This window comes from Streptomyces sp. NPDC001880, from assembly GCF_053594575.1.
The window spans coordinates 1-16,461 of sequence record NZ_JBSFET010000020.1 but is presented as its reverse complement, the minus strand read 5'-3'; the positions used below and the strand labels follow the sequence as shown (position 1 = coordinate 16,461).

The window sequence follows — 16,461 nt, the reverse complement described above, 5'->3', positions numbered from 1 at the left end:
GACGTCCCCATCCCCCACCGACGCCTCCTCACCCCGGCGAGCTGCGGGCGCCGGCGTCGCGTCGGCCGGGAGCCGCAGCAGCGCCCTACACCGGGCTTTCCGTCGCCGGACCCGGGACCGCGGCGCTCGCACCGGACGGTGCCGGGGCCGTCGACTCGCGAACGACCAGCCTCGGCCTGATGAGCAGCGACCGTCCGGCCGCGGGGGCGGAGTCGATCCGGGCCCTCAGCTGCTGGAACGTCTCCGCGGCCATCTCCGGCAACGGCTGGCGGACCGTCGTGAGCGGCGGTTCGAAGAGGTCGGCAAGGAGGATGTCGTCGAAACCGACCACGGAGACGTCCTGTCCGGCGCTGTGCCCGGCGTCCTTGGCGCCCCGGCAGATCCCGATCGCGCACATGTCGTTGATGGCGACGAACGCGGTGGGCGGGCGGGGGCCGCCGAGGAGTTCCCTGGCCGCGTTGCGCCCGAGCTCGGCGGCGTCCTTGTCGCCGAACTCGGTGGCGTCGGCGCCCGGCCAGACGATCGCGTCGGCCGGGTCGAGACCTGCCGACTCCAGCGCGGCCCGGAAGCCTCGGAGTCGCTCACGGCGGTTGACACTGTTGACCGAACCGGAGACGAACGCCAGTCGGCGGTGGCCGAGTTCGATCAGATGCCGGGTGGCGAGTTCGGCGCCCATCGCGTTGTCCACACTGATGGACGCCAGCGACGGCGGGTCGCCCGCCTGAGCGGCGCGGTCGAAGGCGACCATTTTCAGCCCGCGGCTCAGCAGCGGTGTCACATGGTCCAGCGAGGGCAGCGAGGAACACAGCACCACTCCGCTCACCCCGTCCGCGAGCAGCTCCTCGCCGTACTTGAGCTCGCGGGCCGCATCGCGCTCGCTGTTGCAGAGCAGTACGTGGTACCCCTCGGCGAGCGCGATGGCCTCCAGCTCACGTGCGAGCGCCCCCCAGAAGGGGTTGGCGACCGACGGCACGATGAGGCCGATGACCTTGATGCGGCCGGTGCGCAGCATCCGGGCGGCGCGGTTGGGCCGGTAGCTGAGCTGCTCGATCGCCTGCTCCACGCGGGCCAGTGTGGCCGCCTGCATACGGTCCGTCCGTCCGTTGAGAACGTTGGAGACCGTGCTCGCAGAGACCCCTGCGGCCTCCGCGACCTGATGGATCGTTACCCCGCCCATGCCACCTCCGGTTCGAAACTCGACTGACCCTACCAGTGTATCGATTTACTGAACTTCGTTTACCGGTACACCCGTTAACATCCCCGAAAATTGATGTGCATCAGCTGTTGACGTCCCTCTCAACGCCTTCCTAGCATCAGTGCATCGATTTACCGGCACTTCCCAGCCATGGCCGGGACTCATCGCTGGATCGATCCACAGTCTCCACCTCAAAAGGGGTGTCCCATGCAACTCAACCGACGGTCGCTGCTTGCCGCCATCGGCGCCGGATCCGCTGTCGCCGCGCTCGGCGCGTGCGGTACCGGCACTTCGACGGCCGGCTCCGCGGAAGGCCCCGCCGAGGGTGAGATCACTCTGCTCACCCCGATCTACGAAGGTGCCGACGGCAAGACGCTGTTGGAGAAGGAGATCCTCGGCGGCTTCCGGAAGAAGTACCCGGACGTCAAGGTGAACGTGGACTACACCACGTACGACCAGCTCAACGAGAAGATCACCACAGGGCTCGCGGGCGGCCTGCTGCCCGACGTGCTGATGATGGGCGTCGGCTGGATCCCGCCGTTCGCCGCGAAGAAGGCAATCGCGGAGCTGCCCGAGAAGTTCGCCACCGCGCACGACTACGAGAAGCGGGTGCTTGAGCCGTCCCGGTACGACGGCAAGCTGTACGCGCTGCCGGTCGTCCTCGACACCCGCATCGTCGTCTACCGCAAGGACCACTTCGCCGAGGCCGGCATCAAGAAGACCCCGGCGAACTGGGCCGAACTGCGCGCCGTGGCCAAGCAGCTGACCAAGAACGGGCGGGTCGGGTTCGACCCGTTCTCCATCCATCTGCGCCAGTGCTGGGAGACCTTCCTCTTCGCCAACGGTGGCCAACTGTTCAGCGAGGACGGCAAGAAGGTGCTGTTCACCGACGCCCGCGGGGTCGAGGCGCTGCAGTTCTTCAAGGACCTGATCAAGGACGGCTCCGCCGACTACGCCAAGAAGACGGACGCCGGCGCCCCGACCAACGTACAGACCGGCAAGGCGTCGATGATGATGACGACCAGTGCCCTGTGGACCCAGGTCGGGGAGCAGACGCCGGACCTGATCAAGGACGACAAGCTCGGCGCGTTCATCCTCGCCAACCGCAAGCCCGCGATGCTCCAGGGCGGCACCCTCGTCACCCAGTCCGCCACTTCCAAGCACCCGGCAGCGGCCCGCGCCCTCGTCGAGTACCTCGCGACGCCCGAGTCGATCCTCGGTGCGGCCAAGCAGCGCGGTTCGGTGCCCGGTCTGAAGGATCTCAGCAACACCAGCTACGTGAAGGAGAACAAGTTCGTCGATCTCTCCCTGCAGAGCATGGGCCACGCGTGCTCGGAGGGCGGCACCACCGCCTGGATGGAGATCCGCGAGAAGATCAAGCCCACGCTGGAGCCCGCGATCGTGGGCAGCCAGTCCGCGCAGGCCGCCATCGCCGAACTCGGCAGGCTCGCCGAGGCCGCAATCGGCCGGATGTAAGGACCCGTCACTGTGGGAGCGACATCCGTATTGAAGGCACGGCCCGCGCGGCCCCCGTCCCCGACCGGGCACACGGTCGCGAAGAAGCGGACCGGCGGCCGGACCCCGGCGGGCCCGGGACGCCGCAGGCAACGCGCCGGCATGCTGATGGTGGCGCCCGCGCTGCTGCATGCCTCGCTCTGGATCGGCCTGCCGGTCGTCGCGTCGGTGGTCCTGGCCTTCACGAAGTACGACGTGCTGACGGCGCCGCAGTTCGTGGGTCTGGACAACTTCCGCGACATGCTGGACGACGCGGTGTTCCGCAAGTCCATCGTCAACACCGTCGTCTACACCTTCTTCACCGTCCCGTTCGGCATGGTGCTGGGGCTGCTCGTGGCCCTGGCACTGCACACCGGACTGAAGGCGCGGGGCATTTTCCGTACCGCGGTCTTCATTCCCCAGGTGACGGCCACCGTCGCGATCGCGCTGGTCTGGCTGTGGATCTACAACCCCGGCAACGGGCTGCTGAACACCCTCCTTTCGTTCCTCGGGATCGACGGACCGGCCTGGCTGTCGTCGACCTCGTGGGCGATGCCCTCGGTGATCCTGGTCGGCATCTGGCAGGGCATCGGCATGAAGATGCTCATCTACTTGGCCGCGCTGCAGTCCCTGCCGAAGGAGCTGTACGAGGCGGCTTCGGTGGACGGCGCGTCCAAGGTGCGCCAATTCTTCTCGATCACTCTGCCGCTGCTGAAACCCGCGACGTTCTTCGTGCTCATCACGTCGATGATCAGCGCGTTCCAGTCCTTCGACCAGATCTACATCCTGACCGACGGCGGCCCGGGCAACAGCACCACGATGATGACGTTCGAGATCTACAAGTCCGCCTTCCGGGAGTTCCGCATCGGGTACGCCTCCGCGCAGTCACTGGTGCTGTTCGTGCTGCTGATGGGCTTCACCCTGGTCAACCGGCGGATCATGGGAGGCACCCGTGGCCACAACTGAGCTGCACGCGCCGGGGGCCGTGAAGAAGTCCCTGCCCGGGAGGAACGGCAAGCCGCTCACCGTCGGCCGGATCGCGCTCTACGCGACCCTCACCGTCGTCTCGCTGCTGATGGTGGTGCCGTTCGTCTGGATGGTGCTCACCTCGCTCAAGACCCCGGTGGAGATCGCTTCCCAGGACGCCGGACTGCTGCCTGAACACTGGGAGTTCGGGAACTATGTCGATGCGCTGAAGGCGGCGCCGTTCGCGACGTACGCGCGCAACAGCTTCATCATCGCGTTCAGCCACACCGTGCTCAATGTGGTGATCGCGTCGATGGCCGGGTACGCCCTGGCACGGATCAGGTTCCGGGGCAGCGAGGTCATCTTCTACCTCTTCATCGCCGCGCTGATGATCCCCACGTACACCAAGGTGCTGCCGGAGTTCCTGATCGTCCGCTTCATGCCGCTGGCCGGCGGGAACGACATCTTCGGCCAGGGCGGCAGCGGCTGGCTGGACTCCTGGTGGGCGCTGATCATTCCCGGCGCCGTCACCCCCTTCGCGGTCTTCCTCTTCCGCCAGTTCTATCTGGACCTTCCTGTGGAGCTGGAGGAGGCGGCCAGGCTCGACGGTCTCGGCGAGTTCCGGATCTACGCCCGGATCATGACGCCGCAGGTCAAGCCCGCGCTCACCACCGTGGCGCTGCTGACCTTCGAGTCGTCGTGGAACAACTTCCTCTGGCCGCTGCTGGTGACCCGCACGGACAGCCTGCGGGTGATCCAGGTGGGGCTCTCCGTCTTCAAGACGGAGAACGGTCCCCAATGGCACTTCCTCATGGCCGGCACCACGCTGGCCACCCTGCCCATGGTCATTCTCTTCCTCATCGGCCAGCGCTACTTCGTGCAGGGCTTCGCGACCGCCGGCCTCAAGTGACCGGCTGTCGCCCGAACGACCGCTCATCGAAAGGTACTCACTCCATGTCTGCTGATCTCAACGGCTCCCGCGCACTGGTGACAGGGGCGGGCCACGGAATCGGCCGCGCCATCGCCGTCGCGCTCGCCGAGGCCGGCGCCGATGTCGCCGTCCACTACCACTCCTCCGCCGACGAGGCCGCGAAGACGGTCTCCGCGATCGAGGCGCTGGGCCGCCGGGCCAAGGCCTTCAAGGCCGATGTCACGGTGACCGGCGATGTGGACCGGCTCGTCGACGAGGCGACCGGCTTCCTCGGCGGACTGGACGTCCTGGTCTGCAACGCGGGTCATCTGGTCGGCCGGGCCACCATCGCCGAGATGTCCGACGACCACTTCGACCAGGTCCTCTCCACCAATCTGACCTCCGCGTTCCGCACCGTGCGCGCCGCCCTGCCGCACCTCAAGGAGTCCTCGGCCGGCCGCATCATCACGATGTCCTCGCTGGCGGCGCACAACGGCGGCGGCCCCGGCTCGGTCGCCTACGCGGCGGCGAAGGCCGGTGTGCGCGGTTTCACCAAGGGTCTGGCCAAGGAGCTCGGCGGCACGGGCATCACCGTCAACACCGTGGCGCCCGGCTTCATCAAGGGCACCGCCTTCCACGACACGTTCACCGCGCCCGAGGCACAGCAGGCGATGGAGGCCGGCATCCCGGTCGGCCGGGCCGGCACCCCGGAGGACGTCGCAGCCGCGGTCGTCCACCTGGCGTCGCCGAAGTCCGGCTTCCTGACCGCCACCACGGTGGACATCGACGGTGGCGTGTGGCCGCGTTGAGGCGGATCGCCCGCGAGCGGGGCGGCTGGTGGCACGCGTACGTCTGCCCGGCGCACGGCGTGGAGCTCGACCACGGCGATCTGCTCGCCGGGGTGTTCCCTGAGGGCGGTGCGCGTTGTGCGTACGGCTGCCGGGTGGACGACGAGGCGGTGCGCGGCGCCTGGCTGGTGCTCTCGCACCAGGCATGGGCGCGGCATCTGCGGGTGCTCGCCCACCGCAAGGAGCGCGCGGAGGCGGTGGCGCGGCTCGTGGAGTACGCGGGGCTGTACGCGGAGCTGGCCACCGAGCGGCACGGCGAGGCCCAGTCGTGGATGCTGCGCGGCCGGCTCTTCCACCAGGCGCTGACCGATGCCATCTGGGCGGTGAACATCGGGCACACCGTGATCACACTGGCCCAGGAGTCCACGGAGCATCTGGCGGCCTTGCTGCCGCTCCTCGACGACCTGGAGCGGGCGGCTCTCGACGCCCGGGACGTGCTCACGGGTCAGGGCCACCTCGCCTCCAACTACACCGCATGGCTCAACGCGGCCGGTGTGGCGGCGAGTCGGGGTGCCGCTGCGGCTCGCGGCAGCGAGTGGGACGGTGCCGGGCGGTGGCTGGAGGGCGAGCACGGGCTGTACGCGCATCTGCGGGTCGCGGTCGCCGATGACGGCTGGGAGTGGGAGGGCAGTACCTACTACCACGGGTTCGTCCTGCGGGCCGCGCTGCTGGCGCTGCGGGGCACCGACCCCGCGTCGGTACCGTCCGACGTGGTGGATGTGCTGGCCGGGATGACGGACGTGCTGGCGGCGATCGCCACGCCGGGCGGCATCCTGCCGGCGCTGCACGACGGCCCGTATCTGCGCGGTCCGCTCGCCCTGGAGTGGCTCGAACTCGTTGCGCTGACACAGCAGTTGGTGCCGTCTCCGGCACTGGATGCGGTGGCCGGCCGGGCCCGTTCCGAACTCGGCGCGCAGGACGACGGGCTCGACCGGGAGCTGGGGGGCTGGTTCGCCGGTCCACCGCTGCCCGAGCGTGCGGCACCCGGTCCGGTGACGGTGTTCCCGACCGCCGGGTACGCGGTGCTGCACCACGCGGGCGTCCACGCGCTGCTGGACTTCGGTCCGCACGGCGGTTCGCACGGCCATCGCGACAAGTTGTCGCTGTATCTGTACGGCGACACCACTCCTTGGCAGCCCGATCCCGGTCAAGTGCCCTACGCGCACGCCGAGTTCCGGGATCTGTATGCATCGACCGAGGCCCATCCGGCGTTCCGTGCGAACGGTGCCGAACAGGCCGAGTGCACCGGGCGGTTGCTCGGCTCGGACGGTTCGTCCGTGACCGCCGAGGTGACGACGGCGTACGAGGGGGTGCATGCGGTGCGGCGGGTGGTGCTCGGCGACAGCTATCTGGTCGATGTGCTGACCGTGCGTGCCGAGGACGAACGGTGCCTCAGCGCGCAGCTGCGCCCCGGTGTCGCGCTGGACATCCAGCTCCAGGCCTCGGGCGAGGTGCGCACCACCTGGTACGGCGACGAGACCCTGCACGGCTGGCACACCCACACCCCCGGCGCGACCGTGCGTCCGGTCTCCCGGCCGGGCCCGGGCCCGGCCGACGATCCGCAGCGCGTGCGTACCCGGGTCGACTTCACCACGCAGTCGGACCGGGTCACCTTCGCCTCGGTGTACCAGGCGGCGTCGGCCGGACCCGCCGTGACCGATGTACGGCTTGACGGTGACGGGGTGCTGACGGTCTCGCTGACCGACGGCAGCTCCGCACGGTTCCGGACGGAGGACTGACCCTTGTTGCTCTCGGCGACCCCGCCGCCCGGCCCGCGCCCCGCACAGCAGGTGCGGCTGTACGAGGAGGCCACCCGCCACCGCGGGCTGACCCCGCCTCGTACGCACCCCCTGGCCAGCATCACCTGGCTCGGCCCCGCCGCCTCCAACCCGGCGCTGGCCTACCGGGTGAGCGGCGATCCGGCCCATCTGGCGGAGAGCCGGCGCTGGATCGAGGCCGCGGTGCGGCTGCCCCACTGGGGCAGGGCCCATATGCCGGACCACGATCTGGACGCGGGCTGGCTGCTGCACCATCTGTCGCTCGCCCATCGGTGGATCGGCGACGAACTCCCGGACGAGGTGCGGGCGCTGCTGCGGTACAAGCTGCTGCTCCAGGGGCGGCGGATGTACGAGTTCGCAGTGGCGAGCGAGGGTCGCTGGTGGTCGTCGTCGTACTGGCAGAACCACAACTGGATCTGCTACGCGGGTCTGGCCACGGCCGGCTATGTGCTCGGCAAGGAGGAGTGGACCGAACGCGCCAAGGACAACCTCGGTACGGTCCTCGACCTGATGCCGGACGACGGTTCGCATGCCGAGGGCGTCGTCTACTGGCGGTACGGTGTGCCCTTCCTCGCCGTCCACCTGGATCTCCTCCAGGAGGCGGAGGGCATCGACTGGTGGGGGCGGGGCGGCTTCCTCGCGAACACCTTCCGCTACCGGCTGCACCAGTTGGCCCCCGGCTTCGCGTTCAACGTGGACCACGGCGACTGCCACGACCGGCGCAGCGGCCACAGCGCCGGTCTGTACTACCGTCTCGCGGCGCAGTACGGGATTCGGCAGGCGCAGTGGCTCGGCGATCTCGCCTCGGGTGAACTGCTGTGGCAGGAGGCGTCGGAGAGCGGGGTGCGGCCGGGGATCCTGCCGGAGGCCTATCTCGAATACCTCTGGTACGACCCGTCCGTGGCCGCCGCACGGCCCACGGAGACACGGGCGTTCTTCCCGGACCTCGGGCTGCTCGCGGCGCGCACCGGGTGGGACGACGACGCCACGCTCGTCTCGTTCAAGGCGAGCCCCGGCGGTGGCCACAAGGCGTGGGAGACCTCCGCGAAGCACCGGGCGGAACTGGGCTGGGAGACCCTCAACCAGGGTCACCACCACCCCGATTCGGGCTCGTTCGTGCTGGTCTCGCAGGGTGCCTTCCTCGCGGTCGACGAGGGGTACAGCAACCGCAAGCGGGCCGCGCACCACAATCTGCTGCTGGTGGACGGGCAGGGGTACGCGGACGAGGACCGGTACCACGTGTACAGGGACATCCCGTACGAGCGGCAGGCCCGGCAGCGCGATGTGCTGGCCGGTCCCGACTGCGGCTGGGCGCACGCCACGGCAGAGATCGCCGCGATGTACGACCCCGCGCTCGGGGTGCGGCGGCTGGACCGGACGCTGGTGTTCACCCCGTCGGGACGGCTCGTACTGCTGGATCTCGCCGAGGCGGACACGGAGCGGGAGTGGTCGTTCCTGCTCCAGACCGACCGGCCCACCGAACCCGGGCCGGACGGCGGCCGGCTGATCCGGTCCGGGGCGGCCTCCGCCCTGGTGCGGCAGTTCGCTCCGCTCGACGCCGAGGTGGTCTCCGAGGCCACCGAGGTCGAGGCGAACCCGACGTCGAGCACGCCGGAGCTGCGTCTCACCCGCACTCTGCACACCCTGCGTGCGACGACCGCTCGTTCCACGGAGGCGCTCTTCCTCACCGCGATCGTCCCGGGCGCGGCTCCGGGCCCCGCCGAGCGGGTCGGGTGCGTGGAGGGCCAGGGCGTCGCCTTCGGCGAGGAGACCGTGCTCCTCTCCCCCGTCGCCCGTCGTATCCGCACCGCCTCGGTGTCGGCCGACGCGGCGGCGGTGCTGCTCGGAGCCGAGAGCTCGGCCCCGTACGTGGTGGCGGCCACCCGGCTGGTGCTGGACGGCCGCGTGCTGCTCGATGTCCCGGAGCCGTACACAGGAAAGGTCGGCTGATCATGCAGGCAACCCTCTCGTCCGGCTGGCCGACGCTGCTGCGGCGGCTGGAGTTCGTGGCCTACCCGGCGGCCGCCGGGGCCGCCTTCACCGTGCTGTCGCTCGGTGTCGTGACCTGGCTTCCCGCGCTCGCCGCGATGGGGCACGCCCTGCAGCGGTGGCGGGCGGAGGGTGACAGCCGCTGTTTCACCAACGCGTTCGCCGCCTTCCCGCGGTACTGGCGGGCGCTGTGGCGCCACGGTCTGCTGTCCACGGCGGCGGGGATCGTGCTGACCGCCAACATCGTCCATCTGCTGGGCCGTCCGGAACCGTGGACCTTCGTGCTGCTCGCCGCGCAGGTGGGTATCGCGGCCGCGCTCGCCATCCACCATGTGGCGCTCGCGGCCGAGGCGGGCCGGTCCCCGCACGGAACGGTCCGCACCTGGTCACGCGGTGCGCTGGCCCTCGGCTTCGGGTCGGCGGCCCGTGGCACCGCACTGCTCGGCGCGGTGATCTCCGCCGCGCTGCTCTCGCTCGTCGTACCGCTGGGCCCCCTGCTCCTCGGCCCCAGCATCCCCGTACTGCTCGCACTGTCCTTCGCAGACCCCAGGAGGCACACCCCATGAGCCGTGTACTGCGCACCACCCTCGTCGCCGCGCTGGCCGCGGGCGCCCCGCTCGCCTTCCCGCCACCCTCCGTGGCCGCCGGGACCGCAACCGCGTACTACGTGTCGCCGTCCGGCAGCGACTCCAACGCCGGCACGTCGGCGAGTGCGCCGCTCGCCACGATCCAGAAGGCGGTCGATCTGGCGCCGACCGGCGCGGTGGTCAACCTCGCCGCCGGTACGTACAAGCAGGACGTCGTGACCAAACGCGCCGGTGTCACCATCACCGGCCCGTCGAACGCCGTGGTGAAGGGGGCCGGCGACGCCCGGATCATCCAGGTGCAGCACGACTCGACGACGCTCAGCGGATTCACCGTGGACGGGCTGCACGGGTCGTCCACCGATGTGTCGGGGTACCGCCTCAAGCTCATCTATGTCATGAGCACGACCCCAGGCAACGGGGTGGGCGCTCTGCGGATCAACGGGATGACGCTGAAGAACGCCGCCGACGAGTGCCTTCGGGTGCGCTATCTGGTGACCGGGGCGGACATCTCCGACAACACGATCACCAACTGCGGGGTCGCCGACTTCAAGTTCGGCGGCGGCGGCAAGAACGGCGAGGGCATCTACCTCGGCACGGCCCCCGAGCAGCAGGGGGCGAACGGCGCCCCGGACGCGGCCCCCGACATCAGCAGGAACAACCGCATCCATCACAACACCATTGCCACACAAGGAAATGAGTGCGTGGACGTGAAGGAGAACTCGACCAACAACTACGTCGAGTACAACGACTGCAGCGGTCAGAAGGACTCCAGCTCCGGCGGCCTCGACGCCCGCGGCAGCGGCAACATCTTCCGCTACAACACCATTCACGACAATGTCGGCGCGGGCATACGGCTCGGCGGTGACACCGCGACGGACGGCATCAACACCAGCATCTACGGCAACACCATCACCGATAACGCGGGCGGCGGCATCAAGTTCATGCGCACCCCGCAGGGCCCGGTGTGCACCAACACGATGAGCGGCAACACCGGCGGCAACGCGGTCGGCACCTACGCCGCCGAGTACGACCCGACGGGTGCGTGCCCCCAGTGACCGGGCGGGGACCCGCAAGACGCGGGGTACTGACGGCGGCGGCCGGTCTGGCGGCGGTCGCGGCCACGGCGACGCAGGCACACGCGGCCGGGCCTTCGGGCGGCGGCGCGAGCCGGTCGCGCTGGACGACGTCCTGGGCGACCGCGCAGACCGCGCCCACCGCCACGGACACGGTGGCGAGCGCCGGCCTCACCGACGGCACATGCGTCGCCAACGTGCGGCTGTCCGCGGGCGGTGCCGTCCGGCTGCGCTACGGACACGCCTTCGGCACCGTCCCGGTCCTCGTCGGCCCGGTGACGGCGGGCGGCCTGCCGGTGACGTTCGGCGGGCAGCCGCAGGCGTGGATCGCCGCCGGCGCCTCGCTGACCAGCGACCCGGTCGCCGGACTGCGTGTCACCGAGGGGGCGCGGCTGACGGTGGAGACGAAGCTTCCCGGCCCCACCGGTCCGCTCTCCTTCCACCGCAACACCCATGCCTCGCATTCCGTCGACGGCGAGCGCACCACCTCGGTGTTCCTGCTGACCGGCGTCGAGGTGACGGGCGCGCACGGGCCCGTGGTCGCGGTGCTGGGCGACTCCATCACGGAGGGCGTCGGCACCCCCGACGACGCCGATCTGCGCTGGCCCGACCAGTTGGCCAGGCGGCTCCCCGGTTCCGCCGTCGCCAATCTCGGCATCAGCGGCAACCGGCTGCTGCTGGACGACGCCCGGTTCGGGCCGGGCGGGCAGGCGCGCTTCGACCGCGATGTGCTGTCGCTGCCCGGACTGCGCACCGTGCTCGTCCATCTCGGCGTCAACGATCTGCAGCAGCCTCCGAGCCAGACCGATCCGGCGCGCGTGCTGGCCGGGTACCGGCAGCTGGTGCTGCGCGCCCGCAACGCCGGGCTGCGGACGGTCGGCGCGACCATCGCCCCGTTCGGCGGCTGGATCCGCTGGACGCCGGAACTCGAAACGGTGCGGCAGCGGATCAACGCTGCGGTTCGTACCGGCCGGGTCTTCGACGCCGTCGTCGACTTCGACGCGGCACTGCGCGACCCGGAAAGCCCGGCACGGCTGCTGCCCGCGTACGACAGCGGGGACGGACTCCACCCCAATCCTTCCGGTCATGCCGCGCTGGCAGCGGCCGTCGACCGCCGAAATCTCCTGTGAGGGCCGCATGACGAACCCAGGCACCACTCCAGGCACCACCCGCCGCACCGTTCTCGCCGGTGCCGCGGTTCTCGGCGCGGCCGCCGCGCTGCCACTGACGCTCACCGCCGCCGCGGGCACCGCGCACGCGGCGGACGGGCCCGCCGTCATCGTCGACGCCACCGCCCTGCGCACCCGCTGGCACACCCTGCTCACCGGTGGCCCCGGCCTCGACCTGGCGGACCCGCAGATCGCCGCGGCCGTGGCCAGGATCGGCAAGGCCGCGACCACCTCGGTCAAGGGCCTCGACCCGAACCGGACCGACGGGCTGTTCCCCGATCTGACCAGCACCACGCTCTCCAACCACGTGACGACGTCGTTCAAGCGGCTCGCCACGGTCGCGACCGCGTGGGCCGTCCCCGGCACTCCGCAGTACGGCGACTCCACGCTGCGCGATCTGCTGCTGGCCGGCGTCGACTGGATGCTGACCAACCGTTACGGCCCCGGCCACACCCGGTTCGACAACGACTGGGACTGGGAGATCGGCTCCGCGCTCGCCCTGAACGACGCGACCGTGCTGCTCTACGACGTGCTCGGCACGGAGCGGCTGGGCCGGATCACCTCAGCCGTGCGGCACTACACACCCGACCCGAACCTCTGGCGGGCCGACCGGCAGATCGCCACCGGCGCCAACCGCGTGTGGATCTCCACCGTGGTCGCCGTCAACGCGGTGCTCAGCGGCACGGGCGACGATCTCGCCCGGGTCCGTGACGCTCTTTCGGACGTCGAGGGTTCGGGCGCCAACAGCGTCCTCGCCTTCAACGACGCGGGCGCGGCGGCGGAGGGCACCGGTGAGGGCTTCTACTCCGACGGTTCGTTCCTCCAGCACTACAAGCACCCGTACAACGGCGGGTACGGCAAGGAGCTGCTGAACAACCTGTCCCGGCTGTTGAACCTCCTCGCCGGTACCACGTGGGCGGTCACCGACCCCGACCTCGACAACATCCGCAGCTGGGTGGACGACGGCTTCGACCCGCTGCTGGTGCGCGGCGACGTGATGGCGTCGGTGTGCGGGCGCGAGATCGCCCGCCCCAGCAAGCAGGGCCATGTGTCGGCGCAGACGGTCATCGAGGCGGTGGTGCGCCTGATCCCGAGCTTCCCGGGCGAGACCGCCGACCGGTTCACCGCCCTGGTCAAGCAGTGGATCGCCGAGGACACCTACCGGGACTTCCTGGCCGTCACCGACCTGGCATCGCTGGTCGCCGCCCGGCAGGTCATCGCCTCCCCGGTGCCGGCCCGGGGTCCGCTGGTCGCGCACAAGCAGCACCCGCGGATGGACAAGGCAGCCCACCGCCGGCCGTCCTTCTCGCTGGGCATCTCCGCGTACTCCTCCCGGATCTACAACTACGAGTCGATCCAGAACGAGAACCTGCACGCCTGGCACCTCTCCGACGGCATGGTCCTGCTCTACACCGACGACCTCGGGCACTACAGCGAGGACTACTGGCCGACCGTCGACCCGGCCCGGCTGCCCGGCACCACCGTCATCGCGGGACGCCCGGCGGACGCGGCAGGTCAGCGCACCACCAGCACGGCCGACTGGGCGGGCGGCACGGCGCTGCCGGGCACCACGCTCGGCGCGTACGGCATGGAGCTGCGCGCGTACGGGAGTTCGCTGCACGGGCTGAAGAGCTGGTTCTGCCTGGACGACGTGATCGCCTGCGTCGGCTCGGGCATCGGCGCGGACGCGGGCACGGCCGAGACGGTGGTCGAGAACCGGAAGCTGCGCGACCCCGGGGCGGCCCTGCTCGTCAACGGCACGGCGGCGCCGACGGACGCCGGCTGGTCGGCACGGCTCGACAAGGTGCGGTGGCTGCATGTGGCCGGAACCGGCGGCTACATCTTCCCCGATCCCGTCACCCTCCAGGGCCTGCGCGAGAACCGCACGGCGACCTGGCGCGAGATCAACCTCAAGTACGGTACGGACACCCCGGTCACCCGCCCGTATCTGACGCTCTGGCAGGACCACGGCGCCGCGCCGAGCGGGGCGGGCTACTACTGGCTCCAGGCCCCGGCGGCCTCGGCCGAACGGACGAAGCAGTGGTCGTCCGCACCGCCGGTGAGACTGATCGCCCGCTCCACCGCCGTGCACGCGGTACGCCGCTGCGCGGACGGGCTGCTCGCCGCGAACTTCTGGACCGCCGGCACCGCGCAGGAACTGACCTCGGACGGCCCGGCCTCGGTGCTGGTCCGCCCGGACGGAAAGACGGTGAAGGTGTCGCTGTCCGACCCGACACAGCTGCGGTCCTCGGTCGTCCTGGACCTGGCGCAGCGCGGTCTGACCGTTGTCTCCGCCGATCCGGGCGTCAGCGCCGCAGCCGCCGGCAACGGCATCCGGATCACCGCCGACACCACCGGCCGCCATGGCACGACCCTCAACCTCACCCTGAAGAGGAGCTAGACACTTGCTGTTCGACATGCCCCTGGACCGGCTGCGCAACTACCGGCCGGAGCCGGAGGAGCCGGCCGACTTCGACGCCTTCTGGGAGAAGACGCTCACCGAGACGGCCCGCCACGACCTGGACGCCGAGTTCCTCCCGTACGACGCCGGATTCGCGACCGTCGACGTGTTCGACGTGAGCTTCCGCGGCTGGGGCGGGCAGCCGGTGAAGGCCTGGCTGCTGCTGCCGAAGACGCGTTCGGGCCCGCTGCCCGCCGTGGTGCAGTACATCGGCTACAACGGCGGCCGGGGCATTCCGTACTCCTGGCTGACCTGGAGCGCGCTCGGCTACGCGCATCTGGTGATGGACAACCGGGGCCAGGGCGGTGGCGGCAAGAACACCGCCGACACCCCGGACATCGGCCCGGACGGGCACGGCTCCTCCTCCCCCGGCTTCCTGACCCGGGGCATCGAGGACCCGTACCGCCACTACTACCGGCGGCTCATCACGGACGCGGTGCGGGCGGTGGACGCGGCCAAGGCCCATGAGGCGGTGGACGCCTCGCGGGTGGCGGTGCTCGGCGGCAGTCAGGGCGGCGGGCTCGCACTGGCCGTCGCCGGGCTGCGGGACGATGTCGTGGCGGCCGTGGCCGATGTGCCGTTCCTCTGCCACTACCGGCGTGCCTCGCAGATCACGGACGCCGGACCGTACGCGGAGATCGCCCGCTGGCTGTCCGGGCACCGCTTCCGGATCGACGAGGCGATGGAGACCCTGTCGTACTTCGACGGGGTCAACTTCGCGGCACGGGCGACCGCCCCGGCGTGGTTCTCGGTCGGCCTGATGGACAAGATCTGCCCCTCGTCCACGGTGTTCGCCGCCTACCACCGCTATGCGGGTCCGGCGCAGATCGAGGTGTTCACGTACAACGGGCACGAGGGCGGGGCCGAGTACGACCTGCCGCGCAAGCTCGGCGCGCTGCGGGGCGTCTTCGGCCAGTAGCGGACTCTGGTCACCGGCCCGGCGCCGCCATCGCGGCGTTGTGGCCGGGGATGCCGCTGACCCCGCCGCCGCGCACCGCACCGGCCCCGCAGAGCAGCACATCGGCGTGTGCCGGGGGCAGGGACACCAGGCGAGTAGCGCGACAGGCGGGCGTCGACCCCGTCGAGACGGCCGCTCCCCCGGTGCCGGCCAGGCGCTCCAGGACCAGGACGGACCGTCCGGCGCGGGCGAGGCAGGCGGCGGCGACCAGACCGTTGTGGCCGCCGCCCACGATCGCTGCGTCATGGCTGTCGGGTGCGGGCATGACTCTTCGTAGCATGGCGCGGTCGCCCCCGGCCAGAGGCCGTGACGCCCGCTCAGTGCGGCGACGCCTGCTGCCCGCGGCGCTCCGCCGCGACCCGCCGGTACAGCTCGACGGCCTCCGTGCCGCGCCCGAGCTGCTCCAGGCAGTGCGCCTCGTCGTTGCGGGCGGCGAGGGCATCGGGGTGGCCGGGGCCCAGGAGCCGTTCGCGGGCCGCGGCGACCGTGCGGTAGACGGTGAGGGCGTCCGCCCAGCGACCGAGCCAGCCGAGGCCGACGGCGACCTCGCGGCGGCTGACGAGGGTGTCGGGGTGATCGGGGCCCAGGACCCGTTCGCGGATCGCGCACACGTCACGGGCCTCGGTGAGGGCCTCCTCCCAGCGGGCGAGGCGCCCCAGGTTGACCCCGAGGCCGTGGCGGGCGCGGAGCGTCTCGGGGTCGGCGGGGCCGCCCGCCCTGGTCCGGTCCTCCACCAGGGCGCGGTAGAGCTCCAGGGCCTCCGCGCTGCGGCCCAGGCGGCCGAGGCTGATGCCGACCTCGTAGCGGGCGGCGAGCGTGTCGGGGTGGTCGGGGCCGAGAGACCTCGACCGGGCCCGAACGATTTCCTGGTAGGCCTGCAGGGCCTCCGTCCAGCGCCCCAGCCTGCCCAGTGTGTACGCCACCTCGTAGAGCGTGACCAGGGTGTCGGGGGGGGGGGGGGCGGGCCCCCCCCCCCCCGGCGGCACCCCCGGGCCGCCCCGCCCGGGCGACGGCAGCCAGGGGCCCAGGCCGG

General features: G+C 71.0%; 12 protein-coding genes and 2 pseudogenes. 11 read left to right on the top strand and 3 right to left on the bottom strand.

The window, feature by feature from the left end; genetic code table 11:
- Positions 1-85: 85 nt before the first annotated feature.
- A complete protein-coding gene (locus ACWCQ6_RS14555) occupies positions 86-1,177 on the bottom strand; it encodes a LacI family DNA-binding transcriptional regulator (protein WP_451088997.1) in 1,092 nt (363 codons plus the stop codon).
- Positions 1,178-1,402: 225 nt separating this feature from the next.
- On the opposite strand from ACWCQ6_RS14555, the gene ACWCQ6_RS14550 reads away from it, so the two are divergent.
- From ACWCQ6_RS14550 to ACWCQ6_RS14500, 11 genes are read left to right on the top strand one after another with little or no spacing between them, the layout of a single operon-like run.
- Entirely contained in the window at positions 1,403-2,671 is a 1,269-nt protein-coding gene (locus ACWCQ6_RS14550) for an ABC transporter substrate-binding protein (protein ID WP_451088995.1), read from the top strand.
- Positions 2,672-2,683: 12 nt separating this feature from the next.
- Complete coding sequence (locus ACWCQ6_RS14545) at positions 2,684-3,655, top strand: carbohydrate ABC transporter permease (RefSeq protein WP_451088993.1); 972 nt, start codon at positions 2,684-2,686, stop codon at positions 3,653-3,655.
- Entirely contained in the window at positions 3,642-4,565 is a 924-nt protein-coding gene (locus tag ACWCQ6_RS14540; protein ID WP_451088991.1) for a carbohydrate ABC transporter permease, read from the top strand. The genes ACWCQ6_RS14545 and ACWCQ6_RS14540 overlap by 14 nt, the downstream gene beginning before the upstream one ends.
- 44 nt (positions 4,566-4,609) lie before the next feature.
- Positions 4,610-5,374, top strand: coding sequence for an SDR family NAD(P)-dependent oxidoreductase (locus ACWCQ6_RS14535; RefSeq protein ID WP_451088989.1), 765 nt, complete (start codon positions 4,610-4,612; stop codon positions 5,372-5,374).
- A complete protein-coding gene (locus ACWCQ6_RS14530; protein WP_451088987.1) occupies positions 5,362-7,152 on the top strand; it encodes a heparinase II/III domain-containing protein in 1,791 nt (596 codons plus the stop codon). Before ACWCQ6_RS14535 ends, ACWCQ6_RS14530 begins: the two co-directional genes overlap by 13 nt.
- Positions 7,153-7,155: 3 nt before the next feature.
- On the top strand, positions 7,156-9,141 hold the full coding sequence (locus tag ACWCQ6_RS14525) for a hypothetical protein (RefSeq protein WP_451088985.1): 1,986 nt from the start codon (positions 7,156-7,158) through the stop codon (positions 9,139-9,141).
- Between the two features lie 2 nt (positions 9,142-9,143).
- Positions 9,144-9,746: a DUF624 domain-containing protein gene (locus tag ACWCQ6_RS14520; RefSeq protein WP_451088983.1), complete on the top strand. Its 603-nt coding sequence runs from the start codon at positions 9,144-9,146 to the stop codon at positions 9,744-9,746.
- Positions 9,743-10,822: a DUF1565 domain-containing protein gene (locus ACWCQ6_RS14515; RefSeq protein ID WP_451088981.1), complete on the top strand. Its 1,080-nt coding sequence runs from the start codon at positions 9,743-9,745 to the stop codon at positions 10,820-10,822. Before ACWCQ6_RS14520 ends, ACWCQ6_RS14515 begins: the two co-directional genes overlap by 4 nt.
- Entirely contained in the window at positions 10,819-11,970 is a 1,152-nt protein-coding gene (locus ACWCQ6_RS14510; protein ID WP_451088979.1) for an SGNH/GDSL hydrolase family protein, read from the top strand. The genes ACWCQ6_RS14515 and ACWCQ6_RS14510 overlap by 4 nt, the downstream gene beginning before the upstream one ends.
- A gap of 7 nt (positions 11,971-11,977) precedes the next feature.
- The gene (locus ACWCQ6_RS14505) at positions 11,978-14,410 is read left to right on the top strand and encodes a polysaccharide lyase 8 family protein (protein WP_451088977.1); all 2,433 of its coding nucleotides are present in this window, start codon (positions 11,978-11,980) and stop codon (positions 14,408-14,410) included.
- 4 nt (positions 14,411-14,414) lie between these two features.
- Positions 14,415-15,389 carry an acetylxylan esterase gene (locus tag ACWCQ6_RS14500; RefSeq protein WP_451088975.1) on the top strand — a complete coding sequence of 325 codons (975 nt, stop codon included), beginning with the start codon at positions 14,415-14,417 and terminating at the stop codon, positions 15,387-15,389.
- A gap of 131 nt (positions 15,390-15,520) precedes the next feature.
- On the opposite strand, the pseudogene ACWCQ6_RS14495 reads toward ACWCQ6_RS14500, so the two are convergent.
- Positions 15,521-15,693 (bottom strand): annotated as a pseudogene (locus ACWCQ6_RS14495) (NAD(P)-binding protein); the annotation flags it as partial.
- Between the two features lie 52 nt (positions 15,694-15,745).
- Positions 15,746-16,387: pseudogene (locus tag ACWCQ6_RS14490) on the bottom strand (tetratricopeptide repeat protein); the annotation flags it as partial.
- Between the last annotated feature and the right edge of the window lie 74 nt (positions 16,388-16,461).

Bases quoted from the DNA above. Each gene is read 5' to 3' on its own strand.
- ACWCQ6_RS14535 (WP_451088989.1), top strand. From the start codon at position 4,610: ATGTCTGCTGATCTCAACGGCTCCCGCGCACTGGTGACAGGGGCGGGC.
- ACWCQ6_RS14515 (WP_451088981.1), top strand. From the start codon at position 9,743: ATGAGCCGTGTACTGCGCACCACCCTCGTCGCCGCGCTGGCCGCGGGC.
- ACWCQ6_RS14555 (WP_451088997.1), bottom strand. From the start codon at position 1,177: ATGGGCGGGGTAACGATCCATCAGGTCGCGGAGGCCGCAGGGGTCTCT.
- ACWCQ6_RS14550 (WP_451088995.1), top strand. From the start codon at position 1,403: ATGCAACTCAACCGACGGTCGCTGCTTGCCGCCATCGGCGCCGGATCC.
- ACWCQ6_RS14505 (WP_451088977.1), top strand. From the start codon at position 11,978: ATGACGAACCCAGGCACCACTCCAGGCACCACCCGCCGCACCGTTCTC.
- ACWCQ6_RS14520 (WP_451088983.1), top strand. From the start codon at position 9,144: ATGCAGGCAACCCTCTCGTCCGGCTGGCCGACGCTGCTGCGGCGGCTG.